The organism is Massilia mucilaginosa (assembly GCF_011682145.1).
Classification (GTDB): Bacteria; Pseudomonadota; Gammaproteobacteria; order Burkholderiales; family Burkholderiaceae_D; genus Telluria_A; species Telluria_A mucilaginosa.
The window spans coordinates 1-12,478 of the sequence record NZ_WHJH01000044.1 but is presented as its reverse complement, the minus strand read 5'-3'; the positions used below and the strand labels follow the sequence as shown (position 1 = coordinate 12,478).

At 66.7% G+C, this 12,478-nt stretch carries 10 protein-coding genes; 1 reads left to right on the top strand and 9 read right to left on the bottom strand.

Annotated elements, in window-relative coordinates; all coding sequences use genetic code 11:
- Nucleotides 1-6: 6 nt before the first annotated feature.
- The 9 genes from F2P45_RS25575 to wrbA form a co-directional block, all read right to left on the bottom strand.
- The gene (locus tag F2P45_RS25575; protein WP_166881033.1) at nt 7-801 is read right to left on the bottom strand and encodes a thymidylate synthase; all 795 of its coding nucleotides are present in this window, start codon (nt 799-801) and stop codon (nt 7-9) included.
- A gap of 33 nt (nt 802-834) precedes the next feature.
- On the bottom strand, nt 835-1,923 hold the full coding sequence (locus tag F2P45_RS25570) for a threonine aldolase family protein (protein WP_166881077.1): 1,089 nt from the start codon (nt 1,921-1,923) through the stop codon (nt 835-837).
- A 244-nt stretch (nt 1,924-2,167) separates the two neighbouring features.
- Nucleotides 2,168-4,036: an ABC transporter transmembrane domain-containing protein gene (locus tag F2P45_RS25565; RefSeq protein WP_166881032.1), complete on the bottom strand. Its 1,869-nt coding sequence runs from the start codon at nt 4,034-4,036 to the stop codon at nt 2,168-2,170.
- A gap of 26 nt (nt 4,037-4,062) precedes the next feature.
- The gene (locus F2P45_RS25560; protein WP_166881031.1) at nt 4,063-5,145 is read right to left on the bottom strand and encodes a lipocalin-like domain-containing protein; all 1,083 of its coding nucleotides are present in this window, start codon (nt 5,143-5,145) and stop codon (nt 4,063-4,065) included.
- Nucleotides 5,142-7,682 carry an FtsX-like permease family protein gene (locus tag F2P45_RS25555; protein ID WP_166881030.1) on the bottom strand — a complete coding sequence of 847 codons (2,541 nt, stop codon included), beginning with the start codon at nt 7,680-7,682 and terminating at the stop codon, nt 5,142-5,144. The genes F2P45_RS25560 and F2P45_RS25555 overlap by 4 nt, the downstream gene beginning before the upstream one ends.
- Entirely contained in the window at nt 7,679-8,134 is a 456-nt protein-coding gene (locus F2P45_RS25550; RefSeq protein ID WP_166881029.1) for a DUF4124 domain-containing protein, read from the bottom strand. The genes F2P45_RS25555 and F2P45_RS25550 overlap by 4 nt, the downstream gene beginning before the upstream one ends.
- 12 nt (nt 8,135-8,146) lie before the next feature.
- The gene (locus tag F2P45_RS25545; protein WP_370663312.1) at nt 8,147-9,589 is read right to left on the bottom strand and encodes an FAD-binding oxidoreductase; all 1,443 of its coding nucleotides are present in this window, start codon (nt 9,587-9,589) and stop codon (nt 8,147-8,149) included.
- Nucleotides 9,586-9,990, bottom strand: a complete 405-nt coding sequence (locus F2P45_RS25540) for a DUF2069 domain-containing protein (protein ID WP_166881028.1) — start codon at nt 9,988-9,990, stop codon at nt 9,586-9,588. Before F2P45_RS25540 ends, F2P45_RS25545 begins: the two co-directional genes overlap by 4 nt.
- Nucleotides 9,991-10,602, bottom strand: a complete 612-nt coding sequence (gene wrbA / locus F2P45_RS25535; RefSeq protein WP_166881027.1) for an NAD(P)H:quinone oxidoreductase — start codon at nt 10,600-10,602, stop codon at nt 9,991-9,993. It lies immediately after the preceding gene.
- Between the two features lie 119 nt (nt 10,603-10,721).
- Between wrbA and F2P45_RS25530 the strand changes: the two genes are divergently transcribed.
- Entirely contained in the window at nt 10,722-12,077 is a 1,356-nt protein-coding gene (locus F2P45_RS25530; protein ID WP_166881075.1) for a YihY family inner membrane protein, read from the top strand.
- Nucleotides 12,078-12,478 lie beyond the last annotated feature (401 nt).

The window sequence follows — 12,478 nt, the reverse complement described above, 5'->3', positions numbered from 1 at the left end:
GCTTTCTTACACCGCGACCGGCGCCTTGATGTGCGGGTGCGATTCGTAGCCGACGACCTCGAAGTCCTCGAACTTGTAGTCGAACAGCGAGTCCGGCTTGCGCTTGATGACCAGGCGCGGGAGCGCGAACGGCGCGCGCGCCAGTTGCAGGTCGACCTGCTCCATGTGGTTCGAATACAAGTGGCAGTCGCCGCCGGTCCAGACGAAGTCGCCCACTTCCAGGCCGGCCTGCTGGGCCATCATGTGGGTCAGGATCGCATACGACGCGATATTGAACGGCACGCCCAGAAAAATGTCGGCGCTGCGCTGATACAGCTGGCACGACAGCTTGCCGTCGGCCACATAGAACTGGAACAGCGCGTGGCAAGGGGGCAGCTTCATGTTCGGGATATCGGCCACGTTCCAGGCCGAGACGATCATGCGGCGCGAGTCGGGATTGTTCCTGATCTGCTCCATCACCTGCGAGATCTGGTCGATATGTTCGCCGCCCGGGGCCGGCCAGCTGCGCCACTGGTAGCCGTAGATGGGACCGAGGTCGCCATTGGCGTCGGCCCAGTCGTCCCAGATACTGACGCCGTTGTCCTTGAGGTAGCCGATATTGGTGGAGCCGGCCAGGAACCAGATCAATTCATGGATGATGGATTTGAGATGCACCTTCTTGGTGGTCACCAAGGGAAACCCGTCCTGCAGGTTGAAGCGCATCTGATGGCCGAAGACGGAGCGCGTACCGGTGCCGGTGCGGTCGGTTTTTTCGGTGCCATGGTCTTTCACATGGCGCATGAAGTCGAGGTATTGGCGCATCGCTAAAACTCCGTATTATAGTTCAACCGTATCTTATTGGCCTGCCAGGGCCCGCGCCAGCAGTTCGACGCTGTCGCGCACGCGCTGGTCGGGCAGGGCGGCGAGGTTCTCGCCGACGTACAGTTCCACCACGCTGGTGTCGGCCAGCGCGCCATGGGCGGCGCGGCCGAACAGCCATATCTGGTGCTCGTGTGCGATGCGGTTGCGGATCTCCAGCGCCCGTTCGCGCGCCACCGGCAGGTGCAGGTGCAGCATGTTCGCCTGCGGGCGCGCCGGATTGACGCGCAGCGCCGGAAAGTCGCGCAGCACCTCGTACAGCCACTCGGTGCGGCGGAAGTAATGCGGCATCGCGGCCAGGCGCGCGTCGAACTGCATCGCCGCCGCCACCACGTAGGGCGAGCGGTGGATCACATTGCCGCCTTCGCGGCGGAACCACTCGGCGGCGCGTTCGACGAACGCGCGGCGCCCGGCCAGCATGGCGCCACCGAGGCCGCCGATGCCCTTGTACAGCGAGACATAGACCGAATCGAAGCCGGCGGCGATCTCGCGCAGCGGGCGCTTGAAGGCGGCGGCTGCTTCCCACAGTCGCGCGCCATCCATGTGCAGGTGCGCGTTGCGGGTGCGGCAGTGGGCCTTGATCGCCTCGAGCTCCTCCCACGGCGGATTTTGTCCGCCGATTTCGCGCATCGGGATTTCGATGGCGACGGCGCCGAGTTTGTCGGGAATGGCGCGCAAGTCCGCGCTCGACCAGGGGCGGTGGCGGTCACCCGTCTGCAGCGCCTGGAAGTGCCCGAGCAGCTGGTAGTTCGATTTTTCGTGGACGAGGATGTGCGAGGTCGGATGGAGCGCGACCAACTGGCTGGCGCGGTCCTCGCAGGCCAGGCGCAGCGCTGTCGCCTGGGCCATGGTCCCGCTGATGCAGAACACGGCCGCCTCGAAGCCGAGCAGGTCGGCGATTTTCTGCTCGAACGCCTCGATCAGCGCACCGTTGCCGTAGACGTCGTGGGCGACGCGATTATCCTCGCACCACGCGGCCATGGCGGCGAACATCTGCGCCGGCGTGCGCACCCGATGGCCCGGCAACACCGTATGGCACTGTTGAAACAACTCCGCATCCGTCACCACGCTCTCCTTCAGCAACTAATTCCTCAACCGGGGTCAGAGCTCTAACTCGAAACTTTGTTAAATCGGTGACCGGCTACCTCGGCAACAAGCTGGTGTTGCCGTCACTCCGGGACTGTCATCGCACGGCAGGACCTTCTTGGTGCCATCCAGGGTCCAGCGCCGCAAAAGTGTAAAAAGTTTCTATTTAGAGCTCTGACCCCGGTTGTAGGAAATTTCTTAAGCAATTGGGTGTTGCTATTGTTCAGGCCGCTTCGTGGGCGATGTGGATGTTGTGGAATTGCAGGGCGGCGAGGTTGGCGTAGATGCCGCCCAGCGCGACCAGCGAGGCGTGCGTGCCGGTTTCGACAATGCGGCCGTCTTCCATCACGATGATGCGGTCGGCCCGCTGCACCGTCGCCAGGCGGTGCGCGATGACGACCGTGGTGCGCCCGACCATCGCCGCTTCCAGCGCACTTTGCACCAGCCGCTCGGATTCGGCGTCGAGCGCGCTGGTCGCTTCGTCGAGCAGCAGCAGTGGCGGATTCTTGAGCAGCGCGCGCGCAATCGCGATCCGCTGCCGCTGTCCGCCCGACAGCCGTACCCCGCGCTCGCCCAGGAACGATTTGTACCCCTGCGGCAGGCGTTCGATGAATTCGTGGGCGGCGGCCATGCGCGCCGCCGCAATCACTTCGGCGTCGCTCGCGCCGGCGCGCCCGTAGCGGATGTTTTCCATGGCGTCGGCCGAGAAGATCACCGTGTCTTGCGGGACGATGCCGATGGCGTCGCGCAGGGTGTGCAGGTCGAGCCGCTTGATGTCGACGCCGTCGAGCGTGATGGTGCCGCTTTGCGGGTCGTAAAAACGCAGGAACAGCTGGAACAGGGTGGTCTTGCCGGCTCCCGACGGGCCGACCACGGCCACCGTTTCGCCGGGCGCGATCGACAGCGTCAGGTGCCCCAGCGCCGCCGTTTCGGGGCGCGATGGATACGAGAAGGTGACGTCGTTCAGGGCCAGCGCGGCGCCGCTGGCGGTGCGCGCCGGCAGGGTGACCGGCTTGGCCGGATTCTGGATCGAGGACTGGACCGACAGCAGTTCGAGCAGGCGCTCGGTGGCGCCGGCGGCGCGCTGGGCTTCGCCCATCACTTCCGAGAGCGCGCCGATCGAGCCGGCCACGATCGAGGCGTACAGAATGAACTGGCCAAGGTCGCCGCCGGTCATGCTGCCTTCCAGGACGGCGTGCGCGCCCAGCCACAGCACGAAGACGATGGTGCCGAACACCAGCACGATGGCGAGCATCGTCAGCAGGGCGCGCGCGCGGATGCGCCGCATCGCGGTCGAAAAGGCGCCTTCGACCGACTGGCCGAAACGCGCCGATTCGATTTTTTCGTGCGTGAAGGCTTGCACGGTCGGCATGGCGTTGAGGATTTCGCCGGCCATGGCGGAGGCGTCGGCGATGCGGTCCTGCGAGTCGCGCGAGAGCTTGCGCACGCGCCGCCCGAACAGCACGATCGGGACGATCACCGCCACCAGCAGCGCCAGGATGATGGAGGAGAGCTTGACGCTGGTCACGAACAGCATCACCAGGCCGCCCAGGAACAGCAGCACGTTACGCAGCGCCATCGAGATGCTGGTGCCGACCACCGCCTGGATCAGGGTGGTGTCGGTGGTGATGCGCGAGAGGACTTCGCCGGTTTGGGTGGTTTCGAAAAACTCCGGGCTCTGGTCCACCACGTGCTTGTAGACGGCGCTGCGGATGTCGGCGGTAACGCGCTCGCCCAGCCAGCTGACGGTAAAGAAGCGCGCCGCGGTGGCCACCGCCAGCAGCGAGGCGACGCCGAACAGGGCGAGGAAGGTGGCGTCGACATGGCGAATGCTCTTGGCTCCGGCCGAGGCGCCGAAACCGAGGTCGATCATCTGCTTGAAGGCGGCCGGAATCGCCAGGGTGGCGCCGGCCGCGACCACCAGCGCGATGCCGGCCATCAGGAACTGGCGGCGGTACGGACGCAGGAACGGGAACAGGCCTTTGAATGCTGCCAGACTGCCTTTGCGGCTGGCGTCGGACGCGTTGCTGTTGGTCGGGCTATTACTTGCGCTGTTGCTTGGGCTGGCGCTGCTGGTGGAGCTGTTGGTCATCGTGTCAGTGCTTCAGTGTTCGTTTTTTAAAATTTCATCGCACGGTCGTAACCGGTCATTTCGAGGTAGCCATGGCCGGCCGGCACCCCATCGCGCTTGATCGTCACCGCGCCTTCCCAGTACACGGCGCCGGTCGAGCGCCGCGAATCAAGCTCCTGGTCTGGCTGCAGGGGGGCAATGTGCCATTGCGTGAAGCCGGTGGTGATGGTCGTCGCCACCGGGTAGACGGCGTTCGTGCGCGGCGACGTCCAGTGGGTCTGCGGCGTAAATACCACGTCGCCCGGGGCGTATTGCGTCACTTTGCCAGCCGCATCGCGCAGCGTCGCGTGCGCCCATAGTTTACCACCTTGTTTGCTGCGGATCTGGAAAGCCATCAGCGCCGAGCCGTCATCGAGGTTGGCGCCGACCCAATTCCAGCCCTGGGTCTCGGGCGGCAGCGCTTCGGTCGACCATTCGTGATCGAGCCAGGCGCGCCCTTCGACGCTGCGCGCGGCGCCCTTGCCGGCGCCGGCGGTGCCGCGTACCTTGAGCTGCGGCTCGCTGTAGTAGTAGCTGGCGTGCCGGCCTTCGGCGCTCTTGCGCGAGTAGCCTTGCTCGCCTTGCGGCAGCAGCGGCTGGGTCGGCGCCAGCGTCAGGTTCAGGTTCAGGTGCGGCGAGACGATTGTCACATGATAGGTGCCGTCGGCGCCGCGCACCATGGTCCAGTCGTCCAGTTTGAGGTCGGTGGTGCCGGTTTTGGCATACGCCAGGCCGAAGCCTTCGCGCACGGTGCGCTGGTCGTGCGCCAGCTTGCCGAGCGCGGGGTCGGACAAGGCGGCGTGGCCGATCACCAGCTGCTTGGGCGCGAACGCACTCGGGTTGGCGCTGTCATGCCCGGTGGCGCGCCGGAAAAACGTGACCTGAAAACCGAGCGGCTTGCCGTCGGCGGTCGTGAGCCAGCCGGTGACGTACCACCATTCGGTGAGGTAGTCCGGGTGGGCGCCGTAGTCCGCCGGGAACGACAGCGGTTTGCCGGGGGCGACCGCGCCGAACACTGGCGGCGCGGCATGGCCGGTCTGCGCCGCCGCCAGCAGCAGCGCGAGAATGCATCTGAATCCAAATCGTTTCACCAGTCCTCCCTGACTGCTCGAATAGGTCCGCCCGAGAGGGCAAAGCGTCCCGACACCAGCGCCGTGACCACGGAGGCGGCCAGCAGCACGGCGGCCACGCCGGCCACCAGCGGCCAGGGCACGTGCAGCTGCATCGACCAGTGGAACGACTGCGGGTTGACCACGTAGACCAGGATCGTGCTGATGATGAAGCCCAGGCCGAAGCCGCAGGCCACGCCCAGTGCCGTGAGGGCGCCGCCTTCGAGCGCGAGGATGCGCAGGATCTGCCCGCGCGTCACGCCCACGTGGCGCAGCATGCCGAATTCCTTGGCGCGCGCCAGGGTCTGGGCCGAAAAGGTGGCTGCCACGCCGGCCAGGCCGATGGCAATCGCGATCGCTTCGAGCACGTAAGTGACGGCGAAGCTGCGGTCGAAAATGGTCATGCTGAGCGCGCGGATGTCGCCCGGCTTGGCGAAATCGAGCGTGCGTCCGAAGGGCAGGGCGCGTATCTGCCGCTCCATCTGGTCGGCCGTGACGCCTTGCTTGACCCACATGGCGCTGTCGTTGACCTGCGGGTCGCCGGTGAGAAGCCGGTAGTCGGTCAGGCGCATCTGCACCGAGCCGGTTTGCGTTGCGTAGTCGCGCCACACGCCGGCCACGAAGAAATCATGCAGCCGGCCACCGAGCGGCATGCGCAGCGTGCCGCCGGCTTTCAGCCCGTACAGGTCGACCATCGCTTCCGAGACCCAGACCGGCACCGCGCCGGCAGGTACCGGCACGCTCTCGCCCCGCAGCAGGAGCGTGCGGCCCGGATCGAGCACGTCGATGGTGCGCGCCATGAGCAGCACGTCGGGCCGCGCCGGGTCGAGCGAGATCTGGCGCGACCGCAAGAAGTCGACCCGCGCCGCGCCCGGCAAGGCGGTCAGCGCGGCCTGCTCCGGGGGGCCGAGGCCGCCGGCGCTGCCGGCACTGGCGATACGCACGTACAGGTCGGCCGGCAGCAGTTGCACCAGCCAGTCGTCGAGCGAGACGCGAAAGCTCGATACCATGATCGCCATCGCCACCATCAGGCTGAAACTCGACAGCACGCCGCCCAGCGCGATGGCGGCCTGGCCGGAGGCGTTGGCCAGGCGCGCCATGGTCAGCGCGAGCACCGGATGGCGGATCGTGCGGCGCATCGCCGCGCGGTTGACCAGTCCGAACAGCGAGGCGGCCAGGCGCGGCATCAGCCCGATCCCGCCGATCAGCAGCAGGCCGATGGCGGCGTAACCGAACAGCGGCAGTTCGAATACCGGCGGCGCGAACGCCAGCGCGGCCGCCGCCACGATGCACAGCGCCGATGGCCAGATGCGCGCCAGGCGCGCCAGCGCGACTTCGTCGGTGCCCGATTTGAGCGCCACGGCGGGCGCCGCGCGCGCGGCTTCGTAGGCGGGCGCCAGGCACCCGAGCAAGGCCACGCCCAGGCCCAGGGTGAAGAACACCACGGCCGCCACGGGCGTGAACTGGACGCTCGGCCGCGCACCGGTGAAGTAGCCGGCCCCCAGGTCGCCGCCGAAAAAGTGCAGCGCGGTGGCGGCCAGCGCGTAGCCGGCGCCGATGCCGAGCAAGGCACCGAGCACGCCCAGGCTGGCGCCTTCGAGCAGGACCTGGCGCAGCAACTGGCCGCGTTCGACGCCGAGCACGCGCAGCAGCGCGAACTGGCTGCGGCGCCGGATCACCGACAGCGCCTGGGTCGAAAACACCAGGAAGGCGCCGGTAAACAAGGCCACCAGCGCCAGCACGGTGAGGTTGACGCGGTAGGCGCGGCTCATGCCCTGGTTGCGGCTTTCGGCGTCGTCGTCGTTCGGCTGGCCGACGTTGAAGCGGCCGGGGAAATCGCGTTCGAGTTCCTGCGCCAGCTCGCGCTGGAACGACGCGCGGTCGACGCCATCGCGCAGGCGCAGGTCGACGCGGGTGAGCGTGCCGATTTTGTCGAAGCGCCACTGGGCGGCGCCAATGTCCATCACGCCGATGCGCTGGCCGGGACGCGCTTCCTGCAGGCCGCCGGCCACGCGCAGGGTAAAGTCGCGCGTGCCCGAGCGCAGCTGGACGCTGCCGCCGCGCCGGGTCTTGAGCCAGCTCATGGCGGCCGGCGACAGGAACACGGCGTCGTCGGCCATCATGTCGAGCATGTTGTCGCCGTCGGTGGCGCCGAGCAGGCCCGGCGAGACAAAGCCGGCGCGAAAGGCATCGAGCCCGATGATTTTCAGGTTGCCCTGCGCGCCGGGCACGCCGGCGTTAAGGGTCAGCACCGGCGAGGCCACCGCCACCGAGCGGTGCCGGGCCAGGCGCGGGTAGATCGCTTCGTCGAAGCCGGTGTCGCGCGCGGATACCTGGATGTCGGCCTGGCCCGACAGGCTCTTGACCGCCGCCGAAAACTCGTTGAAGGCGGAGGCGTTGATCAGGTGGATGGCAAAGCCCATCGCCACGCCGACCGCAATGGCGGCCACCGCGAGCAGGGCCCGTACCGGGTGCGCGCGCCATTCGCCGAACAGGAGCCAGCGTGACAGTGTCTTCATCGGCTGCACGCGGCGTCGACCGCCTTGGCCATGGCCTCGGCGTCGAGGTCGCGCTCGATCTTGCCTTGTCCGCCCACCTTGGCGGCTTCGGCGGCCAGGCGCTTTTGTTCTTTTTGCTGTTTTTGGCGCATCCTGGCGCAGTCGGCCTGGCGCCCGGCGGAGACGCGGTTGATGTGCGTGGCCTCTTGCGCGGCCTTCGCCTGCCTGGCGTCGCTGCTGGCGCGTTCCTTTTGCAATGTCGCCAGCATGGCTTTCTGCCGCTCAAGGGTCCTGGCGGCGTCCGCATCGGCACCCGCTGGCGCCGGCATGGCGTCGAGCGCGGTGGCGCGGCCTTCGGTGCACGGCGCGCCGCTGTAGGTGATCTTGCCGCCGGCCGTACATTTGTAGATGGTGTCGGCGCTGGCGGCGCCGCACAGGGCCAGCAGGCCCAGAATGGTCAGGTGTCGTAACATGATGGTCTCCGGTCAGAGGATTTTTCCAGGGTTCATAATGCCGAGCGGGTCAAGCGCCGCTTTGATGGCACGCATCATGTTCAGTTCGACTTCCGATCTATATCGCTTGAGCTCGTCTCGTTTGAGGGCGCCGATGCCGTGTTCGGCCGAAATCGAGCCGGCATGCGCGGCCACGCTGTCGTGCACGATGCGGTTGATCGCGTCCTGGTTGGCCAAAAAATCCTCGTGCGCGGTGCCCGGCGGCGGCGCCACGTTGTAGTGCAGGTTGCCGTCGCCCACATGGCCGAAGCAGACCAGCTGGCAGCCGGGGTACGCCGCCAGCACCTGCACGTCGGTGCTGTCGATGAAGTCGGCGATGCGCGAGACCGGCAGGGCGATGTCGTGCTTGATGTTCTTGCCGGCCGCCGCCTGCGCCAGCGGAATGTGTTCGCGCAACTGCCACAGGGCCAGCGACTGGCCGACCGAGGTGGCCACGACGGCGTCGTCGGCAATATCCTGGGCAATCGCGTCGGCGATGGTCTGTTCCAGCAGGCCGACCGCGTGCTGTTCCGATTCGCTGCTCGACAGTTCCAGCAGCACGTACTGCGGGTGGCGCGTCACGAACGGCTGCGCCAGGCTGGGGAAATGGGTGCCGACCAGGCGCAGGCAAAAGTCGGACATCAGCTCGAAGCCGGTCAGGCTGGCGCCGCAGCGCTCCTGCGCCAGGGTCAAGAGGTCGAGCGCCTGGCGCGGCGCGCCAATCGCCACCAGCGCCGTGATCGACGCCTTCGGCTGCGGAAACAGGCGCAGCACGGCGCCGGTGATCACGCCGAGCGTGCCTTCGGCGCCGATGAACAGGTCGCGCAGGTCGTAGCCGGTATTGTCCTTGCGCAGGCCGCGCAGGCCGTTCCAGATCTCGCCCTGGGCGGTCACCACTTCCAGCCCCAGGCACAGCTCGCGCGTGTTGCCGTAGCGCAGCACGGCGGTGCCGCCGGCGTTGGTCGACAGGTTGCCGCCGATGCTGCAACTGCCTTCGGCCGCCAGCGACAGGGGAAACAGGCAGCCCTCAAGCGCGGCCGCTTCCTGGATGGTTTGCAGGATGCAGCCGGCGTCGACCGTGATGGTGCGGTTGAGCGCATCGAGCGCGCGCACCCGGTTCAGGCGCGCCAGCGAGAGCACCACGGCGTTGCCGCTCGCGTCCGGCACGCTGCCCAGCACCAGGCCGGTCTTGCCGCCTTGCGGCACCAGCGGCACGCGGTGGGCGGCGCAGGCTTGCACCAGCTGCGCCACCTGCTGCGGGTCGGCCGGGCGCAGCACCGCCAGCGCGCGCCCGGTGAAGCGGCCGCGCCAGTCGGTGAGGAAGGGCGCCATGTCGGCCTCGCCGGTGAGCACGTGGGCCGCGCCGGCGATGGCGCGGCAGCGCTCGAGGAAGCCGGCGCCGGGGCCGGCCTGGGGCGATGCGTTGGGGGCGGTCACTTCGTCGACTTGGTGGAGTTCACTTTCTCCAGCAATTCCTTGGCCATTTTCTTCGCGGCTTTTTTATACGGACGCAGGTACAGCAGCGCGCAGGCGAAATACACCAGCACGAGCACGATTTCGCCCATCGCCATGAAGCGCGATATTTCCAGCTTGTCGCTCCAGGCGCGCACCACGCCTTCGGTGAAGTACAGCAAGATCACCATCGACGACCATTGCAGGGTGTAAATATCGCGCTTGATCACCCCGCCCAGGGGGATCAGCAGGGGCAAGACCTTGAGCGAGAGGATCCAGCTGCCGGGGCGCAATGGCGCGACCAGGGTTTCCCAGGCCAGCAGCCAGGCGATCAGGATCACCAGGCTGGCGATGGCGCCGATGTGAAAGTACTTGGGTGGCTGCATTTATCGTGCTCCCTGCAGGCGCGCGGCGGTGTCGGCCAGGCGGCGGCCCATGGCGATGGCCAGGCGTTTTTCATCGTCGCTGACCGGCTTGTCGCCATCCACGCCGGCCCAGTGGGTCGGGCCGTAAGGCGTGCCGCCGCTGGTGGTGGTCATCAGTTCCGGGTTGCTGTAAGGCAGGCCCATGATCATCATGCCGTGGTGCAGCAGCGGGATCATCATCGACAGCAGGGTCGATTCCTGGCCGCCGTGCAGGCTGCCGGTGGAGGTGAACACAACCGCCGGTTTGCCCGACAGGGTGCCGGCCAGCCATTCGGCCGCCGTGCCGTCCAGAAAATACTTGAGGGAAGACGCCATGTTGCCGAAGCGCGTGGGCGAGCCCAGCGCCAGGCCGGCGCATTCGGCCAGGTCCTGCGCGTCGACGTAGGGCGCGCCGGCGGAGGGAATGGCCGGCGCGGTCGATTCGGCCACGGTGGAGACGGCGGGCACGGTGCGCAGGCGCGCATCGACCCCGGGGACGCTCTCGATGCCCTGGGCGATGAGTTCGGCCAGCTTGCGCGTGGCGCCATGGCGCGAGTAGTACAAAACGAGAATAATCGGATTGGTTTGGTTCATCGTTGGTATTATAGGGCGCTTTACAAGGTTACATCGGCGACGCCGGCGCGTTTTTCACGCGTTTCTCAAGATACATGCTTTCAAAAACAGTCCATGCGATTTCCCGGTCCACCAGCGAGATGATCAATACCAGCGTCGACATGGTACGCGGCCTGACCTGGAGCGAAGCGCGCGACCTGCTCCGCTTCGCCCGGCGCCGCCTGAACGAAGAGAAATTGCCGCAGGTGGCAGGCAGCCTCACGTTCACCAGCACCCTGGCGCTGGTGCCGCTGCTGACCATCGTGCTGGCGATTTTCACGACCTTTCCCGTCTTTAGCAATTTCAGGGTTGCGCTGGAGGCGTATTTTGTCCAGACCCTGATGCCCAAGGCCATCGCCAACACCATCACCGGCAACCTGACCCAGTTCGCCAGCAAGGCCAAGAGCCTGTCGGCGGTGGGCGCGGTGGCGCTGGTGTTGACCTCGGCGGCGATGATGAACATGATCGAGCGCGCCTTCAACCAGATCTGGAGGGTGCGCGAAGTGCGCCCGATCGCCCAGCGCGTGACGATTTACTGGGCGCTGGTGACGCTCGGGCCGCTGCTGTTCGGCCTGTCGCTGACGGCCACCTCGCAACTGTTCATGGCCACCAGCGCGCTGACCAGCGCCTCGCCGTTCTTGAGCGCCCTGTTTTACACGGCCGCCTCGGTCGGGCTGACCACCGGCGCCTACACGCTGCTCTACATGACGGTGCCGAACCGCTTTGTCGACTGGCGCGACGCGGTCTGGGGCGGCCTGGTGGCGGCGGTCGCCTTCGAGGTCGCCAAGCGCCTGTTCGCCATGTTCGTCAGCCAGTTTCCGACCTACGCGATCATCTATGGCGCGCTGGCGGCGCTGCCGCTGTTTTTGCTGTGGATTTACCTGTCGTGGATGATCACCCTGGTCGGCGCGATCATCACCGCGGCGCTGCCGGTCGTCAAGTACGAGCGCTGGTGGTACGAGCCGGCGCCGGGCGGGGAGTTCGTGGACGCCATGGCGATCCTCAAAGTGCTGTACGGGCGCGCCCGGATGGGCGATACGGCGCTGGTGTCGAGCGCGGCGATCCGCGCCCACACCCGCATCGGCTACGATGAAATGACCACCTTGCTCGAACAGATGCTGGCCGTGGGCTGGGTCGGCCGGGTGCAGGCGAACGTGACCACGCGTTCGCGCTGGGGCAAGCGCGCCATCGAAAGCGCCGAGAACTGGGTGTTGCTGGTCAATGTGGACAAGCTCAAGCTGGCCGACGTGTACCGCCTGTTCGTGTTCGGCCGCACGGCGATCGACGCGGCCGTGGCCATCGACCTCGACAAAGAAGACGAGCTCGACAAGAACTCGCCGCTGACGCTCGACGGCAGCGCACTGGCGCGCCAGGTCGAGGTGGCGGTCGAGGAAGGCTTGGGCCAGACCCTGGCGCAGCATTTCGCGGCGCCGCGTTTGCCGGCGGCGCGGGCGTAAAAGAGTCCATGCAACCGGCTCTACCTGATTTCTCGCTTACAGGGAACTTGTCGCCTGAGGGCTGTTCTAAACCACTAGGCTCCTGTTGAATGTGTATGCCTGCTTCACATTTGCCTTCGTGTACTTAGTCGTTCCACGCCGGATTGTCGGAGTTTGTATGTTCTCCCACATCCTCGCGCTTGACCTTAGTGTTGAATCCATCGTCGCCTCAAGCGCTTGGCCGAGGCGCATCAACATTCGCCACACTTGCTCATGAATGAAGCGATCTCGCAATGTAAGCGGCCAGCGGCCCCACCTGTACAGCCTGTTTAGCGCTAAGTAAAGTCGGGGAATGGCAGCAGCGAATCAATCTGGCTGTTGGGGCACGTCGGGAGACGTTCCAGCACGATGGCCAGCCAGCG